Raw genomic sequence first — 26,015 nt, 5'->3', positions numbered from 1 at the left:
AGGCGTTGTTCCGGCGAAATTCCCGGCTTTTATTTGCTTTTGCGTTTTTCTTTCACTATCTTAGCCAAAAAGGAAGCCGTTTGGGCTTGTCGCTTTGTATGCCGCCTATTTGTAACACTACCTAAAACGCTCCATTATGGAAAAAGAGATTGTGTTGTATCGTACGTTCGACTCGTCGGTCGAAGCGAATATCGTGAAAGATGTGTTGGAGACAAACGGTGTGCCCTGTTTCCTGTCGAACGAGATTTTCTCGAGTGTGCTGCCGCTGACCAATTCGTCGGTGGGGGCCATCCGGCTCAATGTCTTTGCCGAAGATGTGGACAAGGCCGACATGATTTTGAGCAGCACGACACTCCCCGAGAGTAAAGAGTAACTGTTTTTTCCCGAATTCTTTCTGCTTGTTTTGGACGCCGCGTGCTTACCCCACGAGCACATGGCCGGCATCGGGTGCACCCTTGACCGTTTCGCTCGCTTTGGGGGCGAATTGGGCCGCAATACCCTGTTTTATCTTGAAGCCGGTGATTGCTACGAGTATCGACATGAGGGGGCTCAGCAGGTTGAAGAAACAGTAGGGCAGGTAGGTGAGCGTGCCTACACCCAGCACGGTAGCTTGGGTCATGCCGCACGAGTTCCAGGGGATGAGCACCGAGGTGACCGTCACCGAGTCTTCCACCGTGCGGCTGAGCAGCCGGCTCTCCAGCCCGCGGTTGTGATACAGATCCTTGAACAGATTGCCCGTGAGGATAATCGACAGATACTGGTCGGCCGTGCAGGCGTTGAAGAAGAGGCCGGCCCCAACGGTCGAGCATACGGCGCTCTTGGGCTTGTGTACGAACCGCACGAAGAGGTTGGTGATGCTGCTTATCATGTGGCTGGCCGACATCACTCCCCCGAAGCACATGGCGCAGATGATGAGCCAGATGGTGTCCATCATGCCCCGCATGCCCCGGGTAGCCACTAGCGCGTCGATTTCGGGGTGGCCCGTCGAGAGGGCGGTGCTGCCGAAGACCGACGTCATCAGGGCCTTGAAGCCGGTGGCGAAGTCGAGGGTATCGCTCTGGGCGATTTGCAGCAGAACGTGGGGCTGGAAAATGAGTATGCAGATACCGGCCACAACCGACGAGATGAAGAGGGTGATGATGGTCGGCAGCTTGACGGCAATCAGGATTCCGGTGATGAGAGGCACCAGCAACAGCCAGGGCGAGAGGTTGAACTTCTGGGCCAGTGTGTCGGCAAAGAGGGCACTCTGGGCGCTGTCGGTGTGGCTCATCGTCAGTCCGGCCACCGTGAAGATAACGAGGGTAATGACTATCGACGGCACGGTGGTAACCAGCATGTAGCGTATGTGGGTGAAGAGTTTGGTTCCCGTGGTCGACGAGGCGAGCACGGTGGTGTCGGAGAGCGGCGAAATCTTGTCGCCGAAGTAGGCCCCCGAGATGATGGCGCCGGCAATCCATCCGGTGTCGAATCCCATGGCCTTGCCTATGCCCAGCAGAGCCACACCTATGGTGGCGATGGTGGTCCAGGAGCTGCCCGTGATGACCGAGACTATGGCGCAGATGATGCAGCACGAAGCCAGGAAGAAGCGCGGCGAGAGGATGTGCAGGCCGTAGGAGATGAGCGTAGGCACCACGCCGCTGAGCATCCAGGTGCCCGAGATGGCCCCGATGAGCAGCAGGATGATGATGGCCGGGGTCACCTTCTTGATGTTTTTGGCCATGCCCTCCTCGAGTACGCTCCATTTGTAGTTATACAGTCCCATGGCCAGGGCCACGCATACGGCCGAGGCGACGAGCAGCGACACTTGGCTGCCGCCCATCAGGGCATCGCTCCCGAAGATGGGGATGACCATGGCCAGCAGGGCCACCAGTACGACCAGCGGGATGATAGCGATGAGGGGCGCAGGTATTTTGGTTTTCTCGTTCATGTCGGTTTTATTCTGATTTCGTTTGCAAATGTAATAATAATGCAAATATTAGCGGCTGTTTTTCGGGAATATTTGAATATATACACGTATTTTTATCGTATTATATAATAAATATACATTTATATGTAGAAAAAAGACCGAACAGAAACTGACGGTTTCTATCCGGTCGGGGTCGTATGAGTATGAATGTCGTGTATCAGAAGTGGAGCATCACGCCGGCTGAGAAGCTGCGCATCTGAGGACCACGGCTCTGCTGCAAGACGTTGAAGGGCGAGAGCTTCACGTAGAAGCCGAAGGTACCGTATCCGCCCTGGGCCATGATGTCGAGGTTGATGGGGTTGGGCTTGATGCCCTTTTCGAAGAGTTGTATCTTCTGGCCGTCGGCGGTGGTATATTTGGTTTTGGTGCTGCTGTAAGTCTTGATGCCGATGACGGGGCCCAGCGAGAAGAAGATGGGGCCGTGCAGGAATTTGTGGGTTTGCCACTCGAAGAGCAGAGGCACGGTGAGGTCGACGGTCTTCAATCGCGAGAAGTCGAGGTCGGCACCCTCGGGGCAGGGCACGACGCTTATTTTCCCCTCCTGTTTGACGAAGTAGCGGTTTTCGTTCATGACGTAGTTGCGCCAGTCGATACCCAAGCCGGTGACGAATCCCCAGTTGTTGCCGCTGATGGGAGTATAGACGGTGATGAAGTTCCAGAAAATTTCGAACGAACCCGAGAAGTCGAGCGAGATGCCGTTGGGGTTGTTGAGGAAACGCATGCCGTTACCCATGCCGTTGCAGAAGCCGAAGCCTACGCCCGACCAGTGCGGGTCGAAGCGCTTGCATTTCTTCGCCTTGTTGCCTGTGATGAGGTCGGAGAAGGGGAACGCTACCGACTCGGAGAGTTCCCACGAGGTTTGCCGTTTGCCGTCGGCGTAGCGCGACTCGTAGAATTTCTGGTAGGGTGTATCCCCTTCGAAAACCTTGACCGATACGATGTCGGCCGAGTCTTTGATTTGAATCTCTTTTTGGTTGAAGTAGACGGTGGTGTCGCGTTCGATGTCGACCGCCACGACAGGCAGGGCGAGCAGGAGCGCAGGCAAGAGCGTAAGAATAGGTTTCATATCGATATTGTTTTTTTATTGTTTCTTGTTGATAAAGAGTTTGATGAGCCGGTCGAGCTGCGTGTGGCCCTCGAGGTAGATGAGGGTGGCATCGTCGGGCGACAGCTTGCGGAAGAGGATAAACCGGTTCTCTCCGCCCGGTGAGGCCGGGGGCAGTTGGTAGTAGCCGGCTATGGTGTTGTTGCCCGATTTCACCGTTTCGCTGTTGTTGGCCTTGGAGCTGTCGGTTCGCACGGCCGCTTCGAAGAGGGCCACGTCGTCGGGGCGGTCGGTAATGGCGATGCTGCGGAAGAGCGAGAGGTGGTACTCCTTCAGTTTATCCCCCTTGATGAGGACGACGACCGCCTGCTTGTCGTGGTTGTACTGCCCCGCGAAGAGGGGGGCGATGGCCAGACTTTCCTGAGCCTGTGCGACCGATGTGCCGACGAGCAGCAGACAAGTGATGAGTATTTTGTATAACCGTTTCATAACGAGCATGTTTAAGGTATAGATTCGAGGGGTGAGAAGATGGCGTCGAGCTGACTTTCTACGGCGACATCGGTCGAGGCAAACTGCGATACCGATTGCTGCATCTGCGAGATTACCGCTTCGGGGTCGGTCTGTTTTTCGCCATAGACATAGGCTACACAGGTATCGCGTGGTGCCGTGGTGTAGTAGACGATTCCGCCTCCCAGCATCAGGGCTATGCAGGCGGCAGCCGCCCAGACCCGCAGCGCGTGGTGCCGGGTGGCATGCACGCGGGGAGCCGTCTGACGCCGGCCCATCTGGGTGTAGGCGAGTACGGCCCGGGTGTCGTCGTAGCGGTCGTCGGCCTCTCCCGAGAAGAGGAACTTTCGCAACTCCTCCTCTTCGTGCAGCGAGGTTTCGCCGGCGTAGTATCGCTCGATGAGCTGCTCCCAGTCGTGAGGGGTGCGGGTGCTGTGTGTCGATGATTTACCGGTCATGGTCGTATTGTTTTTTATATTGTTCGCGTATGGTCTTGCGGGCTCTCGACAGATTCATGCGTACGGCTGTCGGCTGCATCTGCAGCTCTTGGGCAATCTCTTCGATTTCGAGTCCGCGGAAGTCGCGCATCTCGAGTATGGTCCGCTGGTTCTCGGTCAGGGTACTGTCGATGAGTTGCCGTACCGCCTTGAACCGCTCGGATACGGCGTCGCTCTCGGCAGTCGTTTCGTCGTCGCAGCTATCGCACTGGTCGGGGTCGTACTCGGTGAAACGGGACTTTTGCCGGGCCCGGTCGATGCAGAGGTTGCGGGTGGTGGTGACCGTCAGGGCCGAGGCTTCCCGTTCGTCCCGAATCTTGCCCCGCAGGGGCCACAGGCGGCAAAAGGCATCCTGTATGGCATCGGAGGCGTCGTCTTCGTCTTGAAGAATGCGGCGCGACATCGACAGCAGATTGTCTCGCAAACGCGTGAAAGCCGATAGCAGCGGTTCCTGTTTCATTGTCGGGGTTTGAACGACTTGGGTTTCTCTTTTTGTTTTCTGTAAATGTAACGAACGGCAATCGGCTTTGTAACAGAAAAAGCGGAAAAATTTTTATCGGTCGGGCGATGACAGGGCACAACGGGGTCGGGCGCTATGACGCCGGATAGAGGTTCGCCGTTGACGAACAGTTGGTTAGAAGTCGAATCGTAAACCGGCTTGCAGATTGAGGTTGAAGGGCTTTTCCTTGCGGATGGTCGAGACCTGCGACCCGTCGTCGAAGTAGTAGGCCACGCCCGGTTCGGCGTAGAGGTTGACGTGAGGCGCCAGCTTGAGGGTGATGCCGACGGCTGCCGATACCGACCATTGCAGCGGGTCAATGCTCAGCCGCTCGTCCTGATTGAGCGACGGGCGGTCGTTGGCTTCGTAGTGCGACGACAGGCTGCCATAGATGCACTTCTCGGCCATGCCGCCCCCGATGACATAGAGGTTGAAATAGCGCTTGCGCAGAAAATTCCATTGCAGCTTCAGGGGGATACCCAGGTAGTGCAACTGCTGTTTCTGGGTGTAGTAGGCGGCATCGCCGGCCATGAGGTCGGAGGCGAGGTAGGTATATACCAGTCCCGTTTCGAGAGCGAGAGCCGGGTTGAGCGACTTTTGCACCGTGACGCCTACCGAGATGGGGAAGTGGTGCTTCACGTCGGTGGTAGGTTGGGCGTTGATATTTTGCAGCATGATTTGCTGGTAGGGTGATGCCGATGCCTCCTTGCCGTTGGGCGTCACGCCCGTTTCGGGCGAAGGAAGGCTGGCCATCTCGGCCGTAGCGTAGGGGGCCAGGTTACCGAATCCGCTGCGGTTGTCGGCGGCGGTAATAAGGCTGTTGCCCAGCGAGAGCCCCACGGTCCAGCTTCCGCTTGTGCGGGTCTGTGTGCGGGCCGGGCGGTAGGCTGCCTGTTCGCTCTCGCCCGAGCGGGGGTAGAGCGAGTAGCCTTTGCGCGTACGCGGCGATGGTGTTGCCGGTTGTGCCGGTTGTTCATGGGCTTCTGCCTCGTAGCCCGGTTGGCCGGTTGTGGAGGTGGTGTCGGGTATGACCCGTTGTAATTCGGCTATCGGTTCGCTCTCCGCTGTCGGCAGGGAAGCGGCGGGAGTGACAGGCCGACGGGCTGCCCGAGCCGTGTGGCCGTTTGCCGGCGATTGGGCTTGGGTATAGAGCGGTGTTGCCGGGTTGGAGGCAGAGGGCTCGTTGGAGAGGGCGGGGGTGGGTTGGCCCGTTGTTGGACGGTCGGCTTGAGCCGTTTGCAGCGGAGTCTCGTGGGCGGGTATTCCCGGCGAGAGATATTGCAGCCCGACGAAGCATCCTATCAGAATGGCTGCACAGGCCGCGGCAGCCCACAGCACGGCCCGCCGGCCCACGCGCACCCGGGGGGCCAGCTCTTCGCTCAGCCCCTCCCACACCTCGGGCGGGGGCGTGACCGAATAGTGGTCGAGCTGTTTTTGCCAGCTCTTTCGCCAGTCGTTACTGTTTTTATTCGTCTCCATGTTGTGCCAAATATCTTTTTATTCGACTCATCAATAAGGTGCGTGCCCGGTATAGCTGCGACGAGGAGCTTTTCTCGTTGATATGCAGCAGGCGGGCAATCTCCTTGTGCGACTTGTTCTCGAACGTGTAGAGGTTGAATACCGTGCGGTACCCCTCGGGCAGCTCGGCAATGAAGCGGAGCAAGACCTCGGGGGCGATTTGTTGCACCAGGCCGTCGTCGGTCGAGTCGGGATCGGCCACCTCGGGAGCCTCGTCGAGGTCGACATCGAAATGCTGCGCCTGTTTCCGCGCCTCTTCCAGCGCCGTGTTTACCATGATGCGGCTCAACCACGCTTTCAAAGAACCCTCGCCCCGGTAGTCGAACTTGTCGAGCGAGGTGAACGCCTTGAGGAATCCGTCGTGAAGCAGGTCTTTGGCCGTCTCGCGGTTGCCGGCGTATCGGATACAGAGGGCAAACAACTCGCCGGCATACCGTCGGTAGAGTTCGGCTTGCGCCGAGGGCTCCTTCTGCTTGCAACGCGCTACCAGCTCTGCTTCGTTCATGGGGTGAATCCTGTTATTGAATAAATGCAACGATGTAAAAATACTGCATGGCAGGCGATAGAAAAATTGTTTTTCACTTTTTAACAGTAGCCAGTGCAGTATTTGGAGGTCGTGCCCGTTTATCCCATAAAAGCGAATAAAATTAAATACAAGAAGATATGAAAATGAAACACATGCTGTGGACCGGATTGCTGGGTGTAATCCTGTCGTGCGGGTTGACCTCCTGCGGCGATGACGAAGATGGTTATTACGTGCCCTATTCCTATGCCGTGGGCGATATGGTGGTCGAGGAGGGACACTCGCCCTATATCCTGCTCGATGATAAAAAGACCATGTTCCCCTCGAACGGCGACCGGTTGCCGAGTTACCTGACCAAGAACGGCAAGCGGGTGATTGTCAACTTCACCTTTCTCGACGGGCAGCGCGAGGGGTACGACTACTACATTGTGGTTAACGACATCGACTCGGTATTGGTGAAGAATGTGATACCTATTACTCCCGAAACGACCGACAGCATAGGCAACGACCCGATGAACATATTGAGCATGTGGACGAGCGAAAAGTACCTGACGGTACAGTTCGAAACGCGCGGTCTCGGTAGGGAGAAGCACATGATCAATCTGGTGCGCGACTATTCCGAAGCCGCCGCGCTCGACGAGGAGGGCTACCTGCACCTCAACTTGCGGCACAACCGCATGGACGATCCCGACCTGGACCATTTCCTGTGGGGGGTAGCTTCGTTCCGCATGGACGATATAAAGCGTGAGTTCCCCGACATAAAGGGGTTGAAAATCGAGGTCCGCACGCTGCATGACGGTACCCGCGACTACACCTGCGACTTCGACTATACCGTAGGTTCCGGCTCTACAACCACCGGGACCAGCGAGCGAAGTCTGACCGCCACCTCGGTACGATAGACAGAGAGTAAGTAAGAAGATAGTGTGGCACGAGGGGTTGTGACGGAACGCAAGTTCACGTACACAACCCCTCGTTGTATCTATTCTGCGCTATCTGGGATAACAGGGGGGAATCCGATTCTCCCCAAATTATTTCATATGCAGCGCCTCCATGAACCGGGCAATCACCTCGGCATTACCCGTGTGCTTGCCGTCGTCTTCGCTTATCTTGCAGGTGTCGTTGTAGAACGACCACGATTCGGTGATTTTGGCCGCAATGAGCTTGATGACGATGTTCATCGGTTTTATGCCGTCGAAGTCATTGGTAAAGTGGGTGCCTATCCCGAACGAGGGTTGGCAGTAGTCCCGGGCATACTGTTGTATCTCGATGGCCTGCTGGGTATTCAGGGCGTTGCTGAAGATGATTTGCTTGCTCTTGGGGTCGATGCCCAGCGAGCGGTATTTCTCCACAATCTTCATCAGCTGCTCGTAGTTGTCGCCGCTGTCGATGCGCAGTCCTTTGAAGAGGTTGGCAAAGTCTTCCGAGAAGTTCATGCTGAATATGTTCCACCCGAAGCTGTCGTAGAGGAAGGTACCCAACGCACCGCGGAAGGTGTTGCGCCAGTAGTCCATGGCCATGTGGTTGGCCATCTGCGGGCCGAACATGCCCCCTATGGCACAGATAAATTCGTGAGCCATGGTGCCCACCGGCAGCAGGTCGTGCTTCATGGCCAGGTATACGTTGCTGGTGCCGACAAACCGGCCGGGCCATTGCTGGCTGTGATCGCACGCTTTCAAGGCACGCACCACGGTATCTTCGCTCTCGAACGAGGCCCGGCGGCGGGTACCGAAGTCGCTGAATACGCACCCGGCCTCCAATAGCCGTTTGCCTTTTTCGCTGGTTTTCGTGTAGTACGCGTCGTAGTCGAAGTGTTGGTTCTGGCCGGTCATGGCGTAGTAGAGTTCCGAGATGATGGCCAGCAGTTTCACCTCCAGCAGAATGGTGTTGGCCCAACTGCCTTCGATGTCGACATGCAGGTGCCCCTCCTCGTCCTGACGCACCTTCACCCACTCGTGGTTGTAGCGGAAGCCCTTCAGGTAGGTGTAGAACCAGGTGGGGATATAGCGGCACTGCCGTTTCATAAACTCGATTTCTTCGTCGGTGATGATGACCGAGTCGAGCATCTCTATCTGTTCGCTCAGAGCCTGGGCAAATCCGGCCGGATAGACGGTATTGTCGCGGTCGGTAAAGGTATATTTCACCTGTGCTCGCGGGAAGTTGTCGATTACGGCACAGCACATGGTAAACTTATACAGGTCATCGTCGGTAAAGTGGGTGATGATTTGTCGCATGACGAAAAGATTTTAGCGTTGTATTCAACCAATGTCTGTTACAAATATAGTGAAAGATGAGAGCAGAGGCAAATGGAAAACGCAGTTTTCAACATTTGACCATGCGGAGCCGCCTCCTGTATTCTGTAAATATAGTGAAAGGCGAGGAACGAATAAGATAGGAAACCTTATTTTTCTCCGTAATGCCCTTTAAGCGAAACCACAAATACGGTAACGATGTCGTCGTCGATTCGATAAATGAGTCGGGAACCTTTGTCGATGCGTCTGCTCTAAAACCCTTGCAGGTTACCTTTCAGAGCCTCGTCCTGCCCGGTACCGGTTGTGGGGTGCTGTTGCAACTCTTCGAAGAGGGAGACTATTTTCTGGAGTGTTTTCTTTTGCCCCGATTTTTTCCACGCAAGCAAATGTTGTTCGGCTTCGGGAGTAAGTATCAATCGGTAATTCATAACTCTAGGAGTTTCTTTATCTCCTCTGTCGTGCAGGTTCTACCTTTGCCGGCTTTCATTTCGTTTATTCCTCGCTGTACCGATTCCATGTTTTCGGGGTTGTCGAACCACGTGTCGCCCGAGGGTGATGGGTTTTCGCTCACCTCTATGTTTATGCTGTTGGCTTTTGAAATGAGCAGTTGTTCGATATAGGCTTTCAAACTCTTCCCTTGAGCTACGGCCATTATCGACAATTTTTTCAATGTATCCACGGGGAGGTCTATGTTTTTTCTCTTTAATGTAGTCTCCATGTCTTTTCTCCTTTCTGTATGTAGCAAAGATATATAATATATATCATATATACAATATATCGTAGTGTATACAAAAAAACCACCTTCGAGAAAGAAGGTGGTTTTTTGTTGTCCGGGAAGGATTCGAACCCTCACAGGCGGAACCAGAATCCGAAGTGCTACCATTACACCACCGGACAAGCTTTGTTTTTGTTTTGCGACTGCAAAGTTGCAATTTTATTTTTATATGGCCATCATTAGAGGCACAAATTTTCTCGTGTTTAATATTTTTTTACACTTCATCCTCTCAACGGGAGAGCCGATTCGATTACCTGATACGACTCTTTCATCAGCCGGTCGAGGTCATGTCCTTGATTCTTATCGGGATAGATGGGCGGATGTATGGTGAGGATGATTTTTCCCGGTTTGAAGTTGTAGGTGGTGCGGGGCATCACGGCGAAGGCTCCGTCGATGGTGAGGGGTACCACGGGGAGCGAAAACTCTACGGCCAGCTGGAAGGCTCCGCGTTTGAAGGGACGCATGGCACCGGTCCAGGTGCGGGCTCCCTCGGGGAATACGACGAGCGACATGCCGCCCTGCAGGGTGGCTTCGGCCTGTTGCAGGGTCTCTTTCACACCGCTGGGGGTGGAGTTGTCGACAAAGATATGGCCGGCGGCGGCGCAGGCGCTCCCCACGAAGGGGATGTGGCGCAGGCTCTTTTTCATCATCCACTTGAAATTGTGGTTGAGGTAGCCGTAGATGAGAAATATGTCGTAGGCTCCCTGGTGGTTGGCCACGAATACATAGGAGGTATTTTTGTCGATGTTTTCGCGCCCGCGTACTTCGATACGTACCAGCGAGAAGATGCAGAAGAGCCGCGACCAGATGTGGGCGGGGTAGTAGCCCCAGACGTTGCCTTTGCCCAGGCGGCACCCGATGAGGGTGATGATGGCGGTGAGCAGGGTGAGTACGAGCAGGATAGGCATGGCGATGAGCCACTGGTATAGGAATGTAAGGATACGTAACATGGACTGTTTTTTTTTCGTTTGATGTGGTTTGGTTGCAAAGATAGTGTACCCCCGAGGTAGAAACAAATTTTAAGACGATGAATTGATGGCCGGGGTGTGTCGTGTCGGCTCCGGACCAGGCTGTCGGACATAAGAAAAGGCGGCTTTGCGGGCCGCCTTTTCAGGAGTTTGTGCAGACGAGGTTTATTTCGTTTTGGCTTCTACATCGGGGGCAATGAGTTTGTAGCCCTTGCCGTGGATGTTGATGATTTCGATCGACGGGTCGTCTTTGAGGTGTTTACGCAGTTTGGTGATGTAAACATCCATGCTTCGTGCGTTGAAGTAGTTGTCGTCGATCCAGATGGTCTTGAGGGCGAAGTTCCGCTCGAGAATCTCGTTGACGTGAGCGCACAGGAGGCTGAGCAGCTCCGACTCCTTGGTGGTGAGTTTGGTGCTTTTGTCGTCGATGGCGAGAACCTGTTTCTGGGTATCGAAGGTGAAGCGTCCGATCTTGTACATGGTCACCTCTTTGCCCTTCTTGCCCTTTACGCGGCGCAGGATGGCTTCGATACGGAACACGAGCTCTTCCATGCTGAAGGGCTTGGTGATATAGTCGTCGGCACCGATTTTGAAACCTTCGAGGATGTCTTCTTTAAGCGACTTGGCAGTCAAGAATATGATGGGGACTTCGCTGTTTACGGTACGAATCTCTTGGGCCAGTGTGAATCCGTCTTTTTTAGGCATCATCACGTCGAGCACGCACAGGTCATATTTGCCTTTGAGGAATGCCTTGTATCCGCTTTCACCGTCGGAGAAGAGGTCGGCGGCATAGCCTTTGGCTTGCAGATACTCTCTTAACAGCATGCCCAGATTCTCATCATCTTCGCAGAGTAGAATACGCAATCTTTCTTCCATAATCATTTGTTTTTTATTAGTGGTAGTGTAATTATAAATGTCGAACCTTGGTTAATCTCGCTCTCTACGCGGATGTCGCCCTTGAGGTCGGTGATGATTTTGTGGACGTAGGCGAGGCCCAGTCCGAAACCTTTCACGTCGTGGCGGTTGCCGGTAGATACGCGATAGAACTTGTCGAATATCTTTTTCAGGTCTTCCCGTTTGATGCCTATACCGTTGTCGCGAATCGAAATCTCGACCTTGTCGCCGATGGTGCGGGTGCGGATGAAGAGCGAGAGGGGCTCCTCTTCGCGGCGGTATTTCACGGCGTTGTCGAGCAGGTTGAAGATGACGTTGGTAAAGTGCATCTCATCGACCGATACGATGGCATCTTCGGCTTCGAGGTCGGCGTCGATTACGCCGCCATACTTCTCGACCTTCAGTTTGAAGGTGCTCATTACGCTGGTCACGATGTCGTTCACGTCGACGTTGTGCAGTTTCATCAGCGTCTTCTGCCGGTCAAACATCGACATCTGCAGCACCTTCTCGACCTGGAAGCGCAGCCGCTTGGTCTCGTCGTTGATGACGCCCGAGATGTGCTGGAACAGGGCCGGGCTCTTGGCCACCGAGGGGTCGTTGAGCATCTGGGCCGCCAGCGATATGGTCGAGATAGGGGTCTTGAACTCGTGGGTCATGTTGTTGATAAAGTCGTTTTTCATCTCGGTGAGCTTCTTCTGGCGGAAGGCTACGATGATGGTAAACAGGAAGGTTACCAACAGGATGAAGGTGAAGGCAAACGAGGGTATCATGAACTTGACCGAGCTCGATATGTAGTTCCGCTTGGTGGGGAAGTAGACCTTCAGGTAGTTGATACGGGCCGGCGGATCGTTGGGGAAGATGGCCTGGGTGAAGAGGTTCCCTTCGATCTTGGGATCGTACTGGTTGGAACTGTAAAGAATCTTTTCGTTCTTGTTGTAGATGGCAAACTGGAACGGCAGGTTGAGCCCGTTGTTCTCAAACTCCGATTTCAGGTAGGTCTCGAGTTTCTTGATGTCGATACGCTCCATCACGGGCCGCGTGCTGGCCTTGCTGAGCATGTTGAGTATCACCTCGTTGAGCAGCCCCTTCTGGTAGAGGTATTGTCCCTTGCGGGCCTCTTGCATGTTGCGGTAGGTGCTGATGAGGGTGTTGTGGTCCTTGGGCTGCGGAGCTGCCGGGGTGATGATGGTGCTCGTCTGCTCGCGGAAAGAGAAGCTCGCCACCGAACCGTCGGGCGACACGATGGAGAACTGATGGTGCGTAGTGATGTCTTGCTGGTCGTTTCTCTGTTCGTAAGAGGAGAGCATTTTCTTTTCCTCTTCTTCCAGGTACTCGTCCAGATAGCGTTGCGTTTCGTCCAGTTCGAGGCTTGTCGATACCGCATACAGGCTCCGTTTAACGGCTTCGGTAAATTGCTCGTTCCTCATTTTTATCATGTTCTCCATATACATGATTTGTATATAGAGCAACCCGATAAACGTGAGTGCCATAATGATGGCCAGTAGCCAGATTGTTGACTTTTTCATTGCGTTTGCCTCTTTGTTTTTTCCGGTTGAACGGGTGCGGTGCTTGTGTTTTTTACATCATTTGCACAAATTTATTACATAAACACCGAATCCGCTATTTTTGTTTTATTTTATGAAAACCTATAAAAGCTTATTGTTTAACACTTTCCCGCAAATTTAACAAATAAGTGTTTATATGCAAAAAAGCCACTGGGAAAAACCAGTGGCTTTTTAATTATTTAACAAAACGGGGCTTTATTCGTCGGTTTGTTCAGCTTCGTAGGCCTTGAGCAGCTTCTCTTGAACGTCGGAAGGAACGAGTTCGTACGAGGCGAATTTCATCGAGAACGACGAGCGGCCGCCGGTAATCGAGCTGAGTGCGGTCGAGTAGGACGACATCTCTTTCAAGGGTACCTTGGCGGTAATCTTTTCGAAACCCTTTTCGCTGGCCATACCCATGATGATGGCGCGGCGCCCTTGCAGGTCGCTCATCACATCGCCCATGACATCCGACGGGGTGAGCACCTCTACGTCGTAAACGGGCTCGAGAATCTTGGGCCCGGCGTTGCGGAAGGCTTCGCTGAAGGCGTTGCGGCCGGCCAGGCGGAAGGAGATTTCGTTCGAGTCTACCGGGTGCATCTTACCGTCGTAGATACATACACGCACGTCGCGGGCATACGAGCCGGTGAGGGGGCCTTGCTCCATGCGGTCCATCAATCCCTTGACGATGGCCGGGATAAAGCGGGCATCGATGGCACCACCCACGATACAGTTGCAAACCACCAGCTTGCCGCCCCACTCGAGGTCGATGGTCTGGGTGTCGCGCACGTTCATGCGGTACTCCTGGTTGTTGAACTTGTAGGTGTCGGGTGCCGGCATGCCTTCGTAGTAGGGCTCGACGATGAGGTGAACCTCGCCGAACTGTCCGGCACCACCCGACTGTTTCTTGTGGCGGTAGTCGGCACGGGCAGCCTTGGTAATGGTTTCGCGATAGGGGATGCGCGGCTCGATGAATTCGACAGCGAGTTTGTCGTTGTTTTCGATACGCCATTTGAGGGTGCGCAGGTGGAATTCGCCCTGTCCCGAGACGATGGTCTGTTTCAGCTCTTTCGATTGCTCGATTTGCCAGGTGGGGTCCTCTTCGTGCATGCGGGTGAGGATTTCGCTCAGCTTCTCGGCATCGGCCTCGTTGACCGGCTTGATGGCCCGCTGGTATTTGGGAGCCGGGTATTTGATGAAGTCGAAGTGATATTCACAGCCTTTGGCATTGAGGGTGTTGCCCGTGCGCACGTCTTTGAGCTTGACCGAAGCGCCGATGTCGCCTGCCTGGAGTTCTTCGACCGGGGTGCGTATCTGGCCGCACACGCAGAAGAGCTGGGCCAACCGCTCGCGGCCGTCGCCACGATCTACGTTCACGAGGTCGTCGCCCTGATGTACCGTACCCGACATGACTTTGAAGTAGGAGACCTCGCCGATGTGGGGCTCGACTGTTGTCTTGAAGCAGAAGAGGCTCGTGGGGCCGTTGGCGTCGGGGGCTACCTCTTCGCCTGCAGTGTTCACGGGTTTGGGCATCTCCGATACGAAGGGAACCACGTTGCCGAGGAACTCCATCATACGACGCACACCCATGTCGCGCAGGGCGCTCACGCAGAATACGGGGTAGATGCTGCGCGTTACCAATCCCTTGCGGATACCTTCGCGCATCTCGTCTTCGGTCAAGGAGCCTTGCTCGAAGAATTTCTCCATCAGGGTCTCGTCGTTTTCGGCAGCGGCTTCGACCAGTTTTTGATTCAGTTCCCGAGCTTTTTCCATTTCGCTTTCGGGAATGTCCGATATGGTGGGCTTGCCGCCTTCGGGCGACCAGCTATACATTTTCATAAGCAGTACGTCGATCATGGCGTTGAACGACGGTCCGCAACTGAGCGGGTATTGCACTTGAACGATTCGGTTGCCGAATGTCTCGCGCATCTGGTGGATTACGTTTTCGTAATCGGCCTTTTCGCCGTCGAGTTGGTTCATGGCGAAAAGAATGGGTTTATTCAGGCTTTCGGCTGTACGGAAGATGTTTTGAGTTCCTACCTCGACACCGTATTGCGAGTCGATGACGATGACTCCCGTATCCGTTACATTGAGGGCGGTGATGGCGCTACCCACGAAGTCGTCGGCTCCCGGGCAGTCGATCACGTTTAGTTTCTTTCCTAAAAATTCGGCATAAAAAACTGTGGAAAATACCGAGTATCCATACTCTTTTTCCACAGGGAAATAGTCCGATACGGTGTTCTTACCTTCGACGGTCCCGCGGCGTTTTATTACACCACACTCGTAGAGCATAGCTTCTGCGAGGGTGGTCTTACCCGAGCCTTTACTTCCCAAGAGGGAGATGTTTTTGATTTCGTGAGATTGGTAAACTTTCATGATATTAAAGTTTTTTGATAAAACAAGAACGCTTGTAGCGCGTTTGAAACAAAGCGTTCGCAAATTAGAAATTATATTCCGAAAAAGCAACGGTGCAAACTATGTTACAAAACATTGTTTGTGAATCGAAGTTTTGTACTTTTGCACCTTGATGGCTGGTATCTATATACATATTCCGTTTTGTACGAGTCGCTGTGTCTATTGCGACTTCTTTTCGTCGACCGACTCGTCGTGGCGCGGGCGCTATGTCGAGGCGGTGTGCCGCGAACTGCAGTTGCGTCGCGACGAGCTGGGGGGAGAGCCGGTGTCGACCGTCTATCTGGGCGGGGGGACACCCTCGACGCTCACGGTGGCCGAGCGGGCCCGACTGTTCGACGCCCTCTCGACGGTGGTCGACTGGGGGGCGTGCAGCGAGGTGACCCTCGAGGCGAATCCCGATGATGTGACTCCCGAGTTTGTCGCGTCGCTGGCCGATACGCCGGTCAACCGCTTGAGTATGGGTGTGCAGAGTTTCTCCGATGCCGACCTGGCCTTCCTGCGCCGGCGCCATACGGCCCGGGGGGCTGTCGAGGCGGTGGAGCTTTGCCAGGCGACCGGCTACGACAACCTCAGCATCGACCTCATCTATGGACTGCCGGGCCAGACCCTCGAGGGATGGCAGGCCAATCTGCAACAGGCGGTATCGCTGGGCGTGCCGCATATCTCGGCTTACAGTCTTATTTATGAGGTGGGCACGGCCCTGTGGCGCATGCGCGAGCGGGGCGAGGTGAAGGAGTGTGACGAGGAGTTGTCGCTGCGGATGTTCGACGAACTGATAGACCGGCTGGCCGCTGCCGGATATGAGCACTACGAGATTTCCAATTTTGCCCGCGACCGGCGGTATGCCCGGCACAATACCTCGTACTGGACCGGGGTGCCCTACCTGGGGCTTGGTGCGGCGGCTCACAGCTACGACGGTCGGGTGCGGCGCATCAATCCCGCTTCGTTGCGCAGGTATGTCGAGGCTGTCGAGTCGGGGCGAACGGCCTGCGACGAGGAGCGCGAGAGCCGCGACAGCCTCTACAACGAGCGTATCCTTACCTCGCTGCGCACCTGCTGGGGTCTCGATTTGGAACGGTTGCGGGCCGACTTCGGCGAGGAGCGTCTGCAATATTGTCTCGAGCAGGCACAGCCGCACTTGCGGGGCGGACGGCTCGCTATCGACAACGGTGTGATGCGTATTACCCGCCAGGGTATCTTCACCTCCGACGATGTGATGAGCGACCTCTTCTGGGTCGATTAAGGGGTGATGTCTCTTCCTCTCTGCTTACAGCTTCAGCTTATAGCCAAATGAAATAAAGGTGTTGAGTTGCTGGGGAGCCGTGCTGATGAGGTGCTCCTCACGCACCTTGCACTCGATGGCGTTTTTGCTGTCGATGCGGTATTCGACTCCGGCGTCGTACCATACCCGGTCGAACTCACCGGCGTGGCTGCCGTTGAGCATGAGGAATATGTCGGCGTGGAAGAAGGGGGTCCAGCGACTGTCGGGGATGGCGTAGCTGAAGAGCAACTTGTTCCGCCACTTGTTCACCGGTTTGCTGGTGCCCACCGTGTAGGTCGACTCAAATCGCGAGCTGAGCGACATGGACCACCGGTTCACCGGGTAGGAGAAGGTAGCCCCCAGGTGGTACCGGTTGCGGTTCTTGTAGGTGCCCGGGGGAGTCTGCTGGTTCATGTAATAGTAGAGCACGTTCAATTTCAAATACTTGGGTATGGCGGTATACGATACCGTGAAGATGGGCATGTAGCGCTCGTAGTATTTGCCCAGAGTCCATACGTTTTGCTGCAGTTGCAGGTTCACCCGGCCGAACTGTTTCGACACGGTGAAGTTCCACAACGAGCCCACCTGACTGCTGTATTCCCGGGCATGGGCCTCCGGGGCGGTGCAGGCCAGCAACAGGGCTGCGGTGAGGATTGATTGGTAGAAAAACCGTTTCATGCTTATTCGTGATGATAAGGTTCGTTGTTGAGAATAGTCATGGCCCGGTAGAGTTGTTCGGTGAAGATGAGGCGAATCATCTGGTGCGAATAGGTCATCTTCGAGAGCGAAATCTTTTCGTGAGCCGTCTGGTAGATGCGGTCGGAAAATCCGTAGGGGCCCCCCACGACGAAGACCAGCCGTCTGGCCACGTTGGCCATCTTCTTTTCGAGATAGGCGGCAAACTGCATCGAGGTGAACTCCTTGCCGTGCTCGTCGAGCAGCACGATGTAGTCGCCGGGCTGCAGCGCCTTCAGGATGAGGTCGGCCTCCCGTTCCTTTTGCTGGTCGGTGCTGAGGCTTTTGGTGTTGCGCAGTTCGGGGATGACAATCGTCTCGAACGGCACATAGTGCGCGAGCCGTTTGCTGTACTCCTCGATGCCAGCGACAAAGTACGGTTCCACCGTTTTTCCTACGACCAGTAGCGATATTTTCATGCTGTTTTGTAAATTTTCTGCAAAATTACTATAAACAAAGAGTAAAATCAAACTTGTTTTGCTCTTTCCCTTGTGTTATCTTTGCGGTTGTTTAAAAAATATAAAAAGAGAAAGATATGAAAACTACCGAGCAGTTGGTCGACGAGTTGATCGACCTGGCATTTGCCGAGGATATAGGCGACGGTGACCACACGACCTTGTGTTGTATACCCGCAACGGCCATGGGAAAATCGAAATTGCTGATTAAGGAGCCCGGCGTATTGGCCGGTGTAGAGGTAGCCCGCGAGATATTCCACCGCTTCGACCCCGAGTTGAAGATGACCGTCTATATCGAAGACGGTGCCGAGGTAAAACCCGGCGATGTGGCTTTTGTAGTCGAGGGGCGCATCCAGTCGCTGTTGCAGACCGAGCGCCTCATGCTCAACGTGATGCAGCGCATGAGTGGTATCGCCACCATGACCCGCCGCTATGTGAAGCGGCTCGAGGGACTGCACACCCGCATACTCGACACCCGCAAGACTACCCCGGGCATGCGCATGCTCGAGAAGGCTGCCGTGAAGATAGGCGGCGGGGTGAACCACCGCATCGGACTCTTCGACATGATTCTGTTGAAAGACAATCACGTCGACTTTGCCGGCGGTATCGAGAATGCCATCACCCGCTGTCACCACTATCTGAAAGAGAAAGGCAAAGACCTGAAAATCGAAATCGAGGTGCGCAATCTCGACGAGTTGCGCGAAGTGATGCGCGTGGGCGGCGTCGACCGCATCATGCTCGACAACTTCTCGCCCGAGCTCACTCGCGAGGCGGTGAAAATTGTCGGCGGCAAATATGAAACCGAGTCGTCGGGCGGTATCACCTACGACACCATCCGCGACTATGCCGAGTGTGGCGTCGACTTCATCTCGGTGGGTGCGCTCACCCACTCGGTGAAAGGGCTCGACATGAGCTTCAAGGCTTGTTAAGCAAATAATCGTTTTATCAATAGGCAGCGCCCTGAAAGTTACAATACTTTCAGGGCGCTTTTGTTTTCTGCCTTGTGCCGCGCGGTAGGGGATGCGTGGCTCTGCACCCGGGGGGAGGTCCTGCATGTTCCCGGGATAGGACTATGTATTTAGGTATATTTATTATTGAAAATGAGGTAGATATGATTCGTAGCCCTAAAAGTAGGCCCAAAAAGGGCTATGGTATTTTAAGGGTGAATATGGATATTTGCAGAAAAATCAACATTTATTAGTATTCACCTTAAATATTAAAAACTATGTATTGTCAAAAATGTGGAGCTAACCTTGAAGAAGGTTCGGTAGCTTGCCCCAAATGTGGAACACCTACAGGAATCAATAGCGATGTAAAGTCGGGAGCCAGTGAGAAGAGCCGTTTGGTTGCTTTCCTCTTCTGTTTCTTTTTAGGTAGTCTGGGTGCACACCGTTTCTATGTAGGGAAAACGGGAACGGCCATAGCGATGTTGTTCACGCTCGGTGGATTGGGCATTTGGACCTTCATCGACTGGATTATGATCTTGGCCGGTAAGTTCACCGACAAAGAGGGGCGTACCTTGCTGAATTGGTAAGACGAACAGAAATCTGCTTGAACCGTGAGATGTTTGATGGCGTGTCACGGGTAATTTATCCCCAATCTGTAATATAAAGGCAGTAAAGACAAAATCTAAATAACTATCTGTATTAAACAAAATTATCAAATTAAACAAAACTATTATGAAAAAGACTCTTTTTGTATTTGGACTTGCCGCTATTGTGGCTATGATGGCATCTTGTTCGGAATCTGATGGTTCCAAAATTAAACCCACAGATACTAAATTCCTTTCGGGAACCGTGTCAAAATGTTTGGTCGTAGCAGATAAACCTGCCGAGCTGAGCATCGTAGAAGATGAAGATAGTACTAAGAGTATCTATCTCAAGGTTACCTTGCAGATGGTAAGAAGTGGCCTTAAGAATGTAGATCCCAATGATATTGACTTTGAGGATGTTTATAATGGAGCTGAGATTAATCTTGTAGATAAAAATGGGAACGAACTTTTCGACTTGGAAGTAAGAGACGAAGATGAACTTAAACTGAAAAACCTCCTTACAGGAGATGAGGGGAGTACAGCCGATATAATTTTTGAATGTTCATATAACGAAGCTAAGAAGGCTAAAGTCTTTGAAAAAGTTACTCAGTTTACTCCTTATGAAGCTGCCAATATAGTTATAGAAAACGAAGATGGCGAGTATATTGAATGGGATGGCAGTTCTGACTTTTCCAGCGATGCAGCAGTTTCCAGCGATAGCGGTTCAGAAGATTGGGATTCCCTGCTGGATTCGTATGAAGAGTATGTCGATATGTACATCTCGTTACTGAAAAAGGCTAGTGCCGGCGATTTGAGTGCCGTGTCGGAGTATACGAGTTATATGAGCAAGGCTCAGGAGGTCAGCCAGAAAATGGCGGATGCTACGAGCAAATTGTCTCCTGCTCAGTTAAGCCGATTCAATGAGATTAACCAAAAGATGCTTCAGGCGGTACAGGAGATGAACTAACCTTTTTTCATCGCATCTCGAGGAGTGAGCCCCGGCAGACAATTCCGTGGATGCCGGGTGTTCACGCCTCGGCGGGCGATGGGGTGCCGGAGAGTTATGCAGATTGATATACACACATTAAATATTCGGTTATGAAAAAAATTTTGTTTTTGCTGGTGGGGCTGTTAACTTCGGTAAGCCTGTTTGCATACGACGATTTTGATATTATTGAAGGGACAACTCCTATCAGTTTGCCCATAGAAGCTCTTATCGTTAACAACCAACCGATACTCTGCGATAGAATGACTTGGGAAATCGATGATTTTGGCGAGTTGGGTAAGACGGTGCGGCTGATACCTACTTTCTCGGGGGAGACCTTGCAATATTTGAAATCACAGGATATGCTCCAGTCTTTTAATTTTTTTGTCTCGGGGAAAATCTTTTTGCTTCATATGAAGGAGATGGATATATATGCTATTTGTCGGGGAAGTGTGGAAAAGCCCATTATATGTGCCGTGTTGGCTACGAAGGACGGTAAAACCAGATGTTCCATTTACAAAACAGCGGAGTCTATGGTTTTCAACGACTTCTATAAGGGTATGCCGAAATCGGCCGTGGAAGAGTATGCCTCCAAAATCGGTACGAGCCGGTTCGTCTTTATGGGTAATAAAGGTGGACTCAAATGCTACTCCTTGAAGTTCCTGGACATGAAGAAAGAGTATAACATCTTTGGCGATTACCACTATGAGGTCAATAACAACAAAGATTATTGCTACTTCTATTTCGATGCCAATAACAAGCTGGTGAAGTGGATACAATTCATGTAATAGCGCGTTGATTGTCACATTGCTGAAGAGATGAAAATTTACAGGTGTTAATGTTTTGTTTTTTGTATATTTTACTGCTACTCACAGGGGATTGTTGTATAATTTAATATCAACGTCGTGAAAAGAGGAACGGGCTCCGATTGTAAAGTCGGGGCTCGTTTTGTTTGCGAGTGGTCAGAACCCCAGCTTCTTGCCCAATTGGACCATTACGCGTACGAGCGAGTCGTGCTGTGTGGGTGGGAGGGTGTTGACGGAGGGCAGCGAGTAGCACAGCGAGTCGAGGGTGCTATGTTGGCGGGTGTATACCGCAAATGCCACGTCGGTCTCTTCCGATACCGTGCCGTCGGGGTGTGGCGGATATTTCTGCACAATCGATTTCAGGTAGGGCATCGTGAATCTGTAATAGGGACCGGCGTACATGATAGCCATTTCCTTGTATTTCTGTTTTTTTATCTGGGCAATTGCCGGTTCGTAATAGGGGGCGAATTCTTTTTCGAAACGCTTGCGGAGCACTTCCCGGCGTTGCAGCTTTTGGGCGAGTCGGGCCTGCTCGGTCTCCTGGGTATAGGAGGCTACTTTTTCGACAATCTGCTTTTCGGTTTGGATAGAGTCCTGCAGGGTCTGTGCCTTGATTTTATTGGCCGTTTTCTGATATACCGAGTCGATGCCTTGGGTAATGCGTTGCTCGATTTGCATCGTTTCGTTGTGCCGATGGATAAGGGATGCCGTGACCGATGCGGCCACGATGAGCACGGCGGCGACCGATGCAATGATGAGCGGCTGGCGGTCCCGGCGTTTGATCAGGGCACGCAGGGCCTGTATGTTCCGGGGCCGTTCCGACGGGTCTGTCTGGCTGCACCGGCGGGCTATATGCACATATTTGCGGCCTCCGAAAATCAGGTTTATCAGGCGGCCGAGCGTGAAGATGTCGGAGGTCGTCCCGGCCGACCCGGTGCCGTTGAGAATCTCGGGGGCGGTGTATCCGTCGGAGCCGCCGATGTAGCCTTTGTAGGCGCTGTCGGCGCTGGCCGAGAACCCGAAATCGATGATGCGGGCCGCCTTGTTGCCGTTGACAATGATGTTGTCGGGCTTCAGGTCGTTGTGTATGATGCCGCGGTGGTGCAGGTAGTCCATCCCATCGAGAATGTCGTTGAGCACCGACTTGCGCTCATCCAGAGTGGGATTGGTCGCCACAAATTCGTCGAGCGTCAGGCCGTCGATATATTCCATGACAATGGCCGGCCCCACGGGGGTGCTGGGGTTGAACTCCAGGGTGTTGACAATGCAGGGGTGATTCAGGTTACAGGACAGCTCGTATTCCCGGCGAAGAATCTCGAGCAGCATCGAATCGTCGGCAATCGGTGTCTTGAGGATAATATACTTGGTCCCTTTCTGCGCCTTGTAGATGCGGAACATGCGCCCTTCGCTGATTGTCCCCAGAATGGTGATGGACGTATCGGACGGCGCCGTTTCCAGGTATGTGGGCTTGGAATATATCCTCATGATTCGCTATTTGTAGTTCGGGGAGTAAATATAGCGATTATAATGAGAGTCTGAAAAAAATATGGTAATAGAAATTGGCGGACAGGCAATAATCGGTGAGCGGTGCGATGCCGTTACCGGGTGGTAAACCCGGATTACAGTTTCTCGAGAATGGTCAGCCCGTTGTCGAGGCCCATGGCATATCGCTGGCACAGTTCGCCCCCATGTACCAGATTGTCGACAAAGAGCGGATAGTGTTTCATCAGTATGCTGCACTCGAAGCTGTCGCCGTTTTGCAAGGTAGAGTTTTTGCAGTCGATGGCCTTGAAGGTGCGACCGCCCTGAAATTCGATGATGCACACGCGGTCGGGCAGCCACCCGATGCGTAGCCGGTCGCCCGGGGCGAGTTCCTCGACCCGGATGGAGTGATGGCTTTGCAGAATGTCCGATTCGGTTTTGGAGTCCTGTTTCAGATGGCTGCAGAATGCCTCCCAGTGGTTGAACCCGATGTAACGGCATAGCACGTCGAGCGTGCGGGTATAGGTGGTGCTATACCCTTTGATGCACCCCCAGAGGCGGCGCAGGGTGTTGTCGGCCAGATGTTCGTTGGTGACACGTTCAATCTCTGCACCGAAAAGGGTAAAGTCGGATCGGCTCTCTATCTTGTGACCGAAACGCTTTTCTGCAGCTATCTTCAGGGCTGCTATTTGGGGTAAATCTGTTTGTACTGCCATATCAATAGCGAAGATAGATAATAATCTTTACAGAAACCAAACAGATGCAAACAAAGAACCAAAAAGGACCGCGAATTTGCAAAGTTTCTCAAAATGTGGTGGCTGCAGCCGTTTTATTGGGGTGGATGTTTATTGTCTTGGTTATCTGGGTTATCCGTTTGGTCGTATGGCCGGATGGGAGTGGATATTCCCCTTTTTATTGGCCGGTGTGGGTCCTTCTATGTCCGGCTTCGATAGCCGGCCAAAAACGAGAGACTGATTTTGAATTGAGCCGGGGAGGAAGTAATATAAGGAGCGGCAGGGCCCATATACACTTCGAGGCCGCACTCGTTTGCCGGGTACAGCCTCGAAATGAGATTTATTTGTCTTTGTTTTACAGGATTCCTAATTGTTGAGCACCAGGCGGAATACCATATCCTCGGGGCGCTGTTGGGCAAAGTCGCTGTATTGCACATAGAAGGCCACGCTGCCCGGCATGTAGTCGTAGGTATAGGTCTCGGTCCAGAGCATCTCCTGGCCGCTCTGGGCGTCGGTGCTGCCCCGGTGTATGGTGTAGGGCAGGGGGGTGATGACCTCGTCGTTGGTGCCCGGCGATTGTACCAGGTAGCCCAGCACGTAGCCGTTGAGGTAGAGGTCGTCGGTGATGTCGGCATTTTGGAACACATACATGTAGTAGGTGTTGAGCCCGTCTTCGGTGGTGACGAGTTCCCAGTCTTGCGACTTCACGGTGTAGGTGTAGTATTTCCAGTACATGCCTTCGCCCGGTACTCCCTGCGGACCTTGCGGACCCATGGGACCCTCGCAGGAGAACAGAGCTAAACTTATGATAACCAATAATAAAAGCTTTTTCATTGTTTTCTGAATTAACGGTTTGGATAACAGATTGGAACGGAGGCTCTTGCGGGTTGTCGCCGCGTGCCGTACGTGACCGAGACTCCCTGTTCCTTTCGCAAATATAACAAGGAGTTGCAAAAAACAGTTCTGTTTTCGGAGAATTTAATTTTTTTAATGAACCGCGATGGTGCGTGGGGTGTATGCGAGAGGGATAATGTCGTAGACGAGTGTGTCATGTGCGGTTTGCGAACAACTGTTGCACTCTGTGTGTTTTATTAAAAATACCGATTTGTTATAAAATACTTATGTTCATGCCAAGGGTGCCGAATAATTTGTACCTTTGTCGCGGAGAGACAAAGATAGAACGGGGCCTGCAACAGGGCTTTGCTCATCGGGTTCTGTTTTTGTTGGCATAATTGCGAAATTAGGAAAAACTATGACAGATCGTACTTCCCCATTGATTCTCGGTTCCGAGCCTATCGGTAAACTGTTGGTACAGTATTCGGTGCCGGCTATTATCGCGATGACTGTTACATCGCTCTACAACATCATCGACAGTATCTTTATCGGCCATGGAGTAGGGGCGTTGGCTATCGCCGGTCTGGCCATTACTTTCCCGTTGATGAACCTGGTGGTTGCCTTCTGTACGCTGGTGGGTATAGGCGGTGCCACCATCAGCTCCATCTTCCTGGGGCAGGGCGACCAGGTGCGGGCTACCGAGGTAGTGCACAATGTGTTGTTCATGTGCATTGTCAATGCCATCTGCTTCGGTGGGTTGACCTTCCTGTTTCTCGATCCCATTCTGCTCTTCTTCGGTGCCAGTCACGACACGTTGCCCTACGCCCGCGACTTCATGCAGGTGATTCTGCTGGGTACCCCCATTACCTATGTCTTTATCGGTCTCAACAACGTGATGCGGGCCACGGGTTATCCCCGCAAGGCCATGCTCTCGTCGCTGCTTACGGTGGGGTGCAACGTGATATTGGCCCCTATCTTCATCTTCTCGCTGGGTTGGGGCATCCGGGGGGCTGCACTGGCCACGGTAGCTTCGCAAACGGTAGCCATGGTGTGGGTGCTGGTGCACTTTTCCAATAAAAACAGTTTCGTTCACTTCGACCGCCGTTATGCCCGGCTGAAGGCCCGGGTGGTAGGCAAGATTTTCTCGATAGGCATGTCGCCCTTCCTGATGAACGTGTGTGCCTGCGTGGTGGTGATCTTCATCAACAACGCGTTGCAGCGTACGGGCGGCGACCTGGCCATCGGTGCCTACGGTATCGTGAACCGCACGCTCATGCTCTTTGTGATGATTGTGATGGGTATTACTCAGGGCATGCAGCCTATCGTGGGTTACAACTTCGGTGCCAAGCAGTACGACCGGGTGCGCAAGGTGTTGCGCTACGGCATCACGGCTGGAGTGTCGGTAATGACCGTGGGCTTTATCTTGAGCGAGTTGTTTCCCCATGCCATCGTGGCCCTCTTTACTACGAGCGAAGAGTTGGTAGACTTGTCGGTGGTGGGGTTGCGCATCTGTTGTGCCATGTTCCCCTTTGTGGGTTGTCAAATTGTGATTTCCAACTTCTTCCAGTCGATAGGGCGGGCGCCGGTGTCGATATTCCTCTCCCTGTCGCGGCAGTTGCTTTTCCTGCTGCCGTTGCTGCTGATATTGCCCGATTACTGGTCGACCAACGGGGTGTGGTGGAGCATGCCCATATCCGATTTCATTGCATTCGTGATAGCCGTCGTGGTGCTGATGATACACCAGCGGTCTATCCACAGAAAATATCAAAGTGTTCAATCTTAAAAGTAAGGA

The 26,015-nt window shown here is 53.2% G+C and carries 27 protein-coding genes and 1 tRNA gene; 8 read left to right on the top strand and 20 right to left on the bottom strand.

What is annotated here, in order from left to right; genetic code table 11:
* The first annotated feature begins 136 nt into the window (after positions 1-136).
* Complete coding sequence (locus ABGT88_RS10475; RefSeq protein ID WP_087408559.1) at positions 137-373, top strand: DUF2007 domain-containing protein; 237 nt, start codon at positions 137-139, stop codon at positions 371-373.
* Between the two features lie 45 nt (positions 374-418).
* Here ABGT88_RS10475 and ABGT88_RS10470 read toward each other — a convergent pair whose 3' ends face one another.
* The 7 genes from ABGT88_RS10470 to ABGT88_RS10440 all read right to left on the bottom strand — a co-directional run bounded on the left by ABGT88_RS10470 (position 419) and on the right by ABGT88_RS10440 (position 6,537).
* Positions 419-1,957, bottom strand: coding sequence for a Na+/H+ antiporter NhaC family protein (locus ABGT88_RS10470; RefSeq protein WP_346702870.1), 1,539 nt, complete (start codon positions 1,955-1,957; stop codon positions 419-421).
* Between the two features lie 166 nt (positions 1,958-2,123).
* Entirely contained in the window at positions 2,124-3,032 is a 909-nt protein-coding gene (locus tag ABGT88_RS10465) for a hypothetical protein (RefSeq protein WP_346701982.1), read from the bottom strand.
* A gap of 15 nt (positions 3,033-3,047) precedes the next feature.
* Positions 3,048-3,500 carry a DUF6108 family protein gene (locus ABGT88_RS10460; RefSeq protein ID WP_346701980.1) on the bottom strand — a complete coding sequence of 151 codons (453 nt, stop codon included), beginning with the start codon at positions 3,498-3,500 and terminating at the stop codon, positions 3,048-3,050.
* 11 nt (positions 3,501-3,511) lie between these two features.
* On the bottom strand, positions 3,512-3,976 hold the full coding sequence (locus ABGT88_RS10455) for a hypothetical protein (protein WP_087408556.1): 465 nt from the start codon (positions 3,974-3,976) through the stop codon (positions 3,512-3,514).
* A complete protein-coding gene (locus ABGT88_RS10450) occupies positions 3,966-4,475 on the bottom strand; it encodes a sigma-70 family RNA polymerase sigma factor (protein ID WP_346701978.1) in 510 nt (169 codons plus the stop codon). The genes ABGT88_RS10455 and ABGT88_RS10450 overlap by 11 nt, the downstream gene beginning before the upstream one ends.
* A 174-nt stretch (positions 4,476-4,649) precedes the next feature.
* Positions 4,650-5,993, bottom strand: coding sequence for an outer membrane beta-barrel protein (locus ABGT88_RS10445; protein ID WP_300131112.1), 1,344 nt, complete (start codon positions 5,991-5,993; stop codon positions 4,650-4,652).
* Positions 5,980-6,537 (bottom strand): sigma-70 family RNA polymerase sigma factor, encoded by a 558-nt coding sequence (locus ABGT88_RS10440; RefSeq protein ID WP_346701976.1) that lies wholly within the window; start codon positions 6,535-6,537, stop codon positions 5,980-5,982. The genes ABGT88_RS10445 and ABGT88_RS10440 overlap by 14 nt, the downstream gene beginning before the upstream one ends.
* 158 nt (positions 6,538-6,695) lie before the next feature.
* Here ABGT88_RS10440 and ABGT88_RS10435 point away from each other — a divergent pair, with 158 nt between their 5' ends.
* A complete protein-coding gene (locus ABGT88_RS10435) occupies positions 6,696-7,454 on the top strand; it encodes a NigD-like protein (protein WP_258327373.1) in 759 nt (252 codons plus the stop codon).
* Positions 7,455-7,583: 129 nt separating this feature from the next.
* On the opposite strand, the gene pncB is transcribed toward ABGT88_RS10435, so the two are convergent.
* The 8 genes from pncB to ABGT88_RS10395 form a co-directional block, all read right to left on the bottom strand.
* On the bottom strand, positions 7,584-8,786 hold the full coding sequence (gene pncB, locus ABGT88_RS10430) for a nicotinate phosphoribosyltransferase (RefSeq protein ID WP_258327374.1): 1,203 nt from the start codon (positions 8,784-8,786) through the stop codon (positions 7,584-7,586).
* A 269-nt stretch (positions 8,787-9,055) separates the two neighbouring features.
* On the bottom strand, positions 9,056-9,232 hold the full coding sequence (locus tag ABGT88_RS10425) for a type II toxin-antitoxin system YoeB family toxin (RefSeq protein WP_346701973.1): 177 nt from the start codon (positions 9,230-9,232) through the stop codon (positions 9,056-9,058).
* Positions 9,229-9,522: a hypothetical protein gene (locus ABGT88_RS10420; protein WP_346701971.1), complete on the bottom strand. Its 294-nt coding sequence runs from the start codon at positions 9,520-9,522 to the stop codon at positions 9,229-9,231. The genes ABGT88_RS10425 and ABGT88_RS10420 overlap by 4 nt, the downstream gene beginning before the upstream one ends.
* Before the next feature lie 108 nt (positions 9,523-9,630).
* Positions 9,631-9,701, bottom strand: a tRNA-Gln gene (locus tag ABGT88_RS10415).
* Between the two features lie 99 nt (positions 9,702-9,800).
* Positions 9,801-10,529 carry a 1-acyl-sn-glycerol-3-phosphate acyltransferase gene (locus ABGT88_RS10410; protein ID WP_087408548.1) on the bottom strand — a complete coding sequence of 243 codons (729 nt, stop codon included), beginning with the start codon at positions 10,527-10,529 and terminating at the stop codon, positions 9,801-9,803.
* Between the two features lie 183 nt (positions 10,530-10,712).
* Entirely contained in the window at positions 10,713-11,423 is a 711-nt protein-coding gene (locus tag ABGT88_RS10405) for a response regulator transcription factor (RefSeq protein WP_087408547.1), read from the bottom strand.
* A gap of 2 nt (positions 11,424-11,425) precedes the next feature.
* Positions 11,426-12,967 carry a sensor histidine kinase KdpD gene (locus ABGT88_RS10400; protein WP_087408546.1) on the bottom strand — a complete coding sequence of 514 codons (1,542 nt, stop codon included), beginning with the start codon at positions 12,965-12,967 and terminating at the stop codon, positions 11,426-11,428.
* Positions 12,968-13,201: 234 nt separating this feature from the next.
* Positions 13,202-15,361: a translation factor GTPase family protein gene (locus tag ABGT88_RS10395; RefSeq protein ID WP_087408545.1), complete on the bottom strand. Its 2,160-nt coding sequence runs from the start codon at positions 15,359-15,361 to the stop codon at positions 13,202-13,204.
* A gap of 151 nt (positions 15,362-15,512) precedes the next feature.
* Between ABGT88_RS10395 and hemW the strand changes: the two genes are divergently transcribed.
* Positions 15,513-16,643, top strand: a complete 1,131-nt coding sequence (gene hemW, locus ABGT88_RS10390) for a radical SAM family heme chaperone HemW (RefSeq protein ID WP_346701967.1) — start codon at positions 15,513-15,515, stop codon at positions 16,641-16,643.
* A 24-nt stretch (positions 16,644-16,667) separates the two neighbouring features.
* Here the strand turns inward: hemW and ABGT88_RS10385 are convergent, their stop codons facing one another.
* A complete protein-coding gene (locus tag ABGT88_RS10385) occupies positions 16,668-17,339 on the bottom strand; it encodes a DUF2490 domain-containing protein (RefSeq protein WP_346701965.1) in 672 nt (223 codons plus the stop codon).
* A 2-nt stretch (positions 17,340-17,341) separates the two neighbouring features.
* Positions 17,342-17,815, bottom strand: coding sequence for a 23S rRNA (pseudouridine(1915)-N(3))-methyltransferase RlmH (gene rlmH, locus ABGT88_RS10380; protein ID WP_087408543.1), 474 nt, complete (start codon positions 17,813-17,815; stop codon positions 17,342-17,344).
* Between the two features lie 116 nt (positions 17,816-17,931).
* Between rlmH and nadC the strand changes: the two genes are divergently transcribed.
* The 4 genes from nadC (at position 17,932) to ABGT88_RS10360 (ending at position 21,155) form a co-directional block, all read left to right on the top strand.
* Complete coding sequence (nadC, locus tag ABGT88_RS10375; RefSeq protein ID WP_087408542.1) at positions 17,932-18,780, top strand: carboxylating nicotinate-nucleotide diphosphorylase; 849 nt, start codon at positions 17,932-17,934, stop codon at positions 18,778-18,780.
* 296 nt (positions 18,781-19,076) lie between these two features.
* Positions 19,077-19,385: a TM2 domain-containing protein gene (locus tag ABGT88_RS10370; protein ID WP_087408541.1), complete on the top strand. Its 309-nt coding sequence runs from the start codon at positions 19,077-19,079 to the stop codon at positions 19,383-19,385.
* 145 nt (positions 19,386-19,530) lie between these two features.
* Positions 19,531-20,349, top strand: coding sequence for a DUF6591 domain-containing protein (locus tag ABGT88_RS10365; protein WP_346701962.1), 819 nt, complete (start codon positions 19,531-19,533; stop codon positions 20,347-20,349).
* A gap of 551 nt (positions 20,350-20,900) precedes the next feature.
* Positions 20,901-21,155, top strand: coding sequence for a hypothetical protein (locus ABGT88_RS10360; RefSeq protein ID WP_143240927.1), 255 nt, complete (start codon positions 20,901-20,903; stop codon positions 21,153-21,155).
* 174 nt (positions 21,156-21,329) lie between these two features.
* On the opposite strand, the gene ABGT88_RS10355 is transcribed toward ABGT88_RS10360, so the two are convergent.
* The 3 genes from ABGT88_RS10355 to ABGT88_RS10345 form a co-directional block, all read right to left on the bottom strand.
* On the bottom strand, positions 21,330-22,658 hold the full coding sequence (locus ABGT88_RS10355; RefSeq protein WP_346701960.1) for a protein kinase domain-containing protein: 1,329 nt from the start codon (positions 22,656-22,658) through the stop codon (positions 21,330-21,332).
* Between the two features lie 134 nt (positions 22,659-22,792).
* A complete protein-coding gene (locus ABGT88_RS10350) occupies positions 22,793-23,371 on the bottom strand; it encodes a hypothetical protein (protein ID WP_346701958.1) in 579 nt (192 codons plus the stop codon).
* Positions 23,372-23,755: 384 nt separating this feature from the next.
* Positions 23,756-24,223 carry a hypothetical protein gene (locus ABGT88_RS10345; protein ID WP_258327380.1) on the bottom strand — a complete coding sequence of 156 codons (468 nt, stop codon included), beginning with the start codon at positions 24,221-24,223 and terminating at the stop codon, positions 23,756-23,758.
* A gap of 418 nt (positions 24,224-24,641) precedes the next feature.
* Here ABGT88_RS10345 and ABGT88_RS10340 point away from each other — a divergent pair, with 418 nt between their 5' ends.
* Positions 24,642-26,006 (top strand): MATE family efflux transporter, encoded by a 1,365-nt coding sequence (locus ABGT88_RS10340; RefSeq protein ID WP_087408535.1) that lies wholly within the window; start codon positions 24,642-24,644, stop codon positions 26,004-26,006.
* Positions 26,007-26,015: the final 9 nt, after the last annotated feature.

Source organism: Barnesiella sp. An22 (assembly GCF_963931395.1).
In the GTDB taxonomy this organism is placed as follows: domain Bacteria; phylum Bacteroidota; class Bacteroidia; order Bacteroidales; family Barnesiellaceae; genus Barnesiella; species Barnesiella merdigallinarum.
Note: the sequence above shows the minus strand (reverse complement) of the source record. Positions and strands in the feature narration are given on the sequence as shown.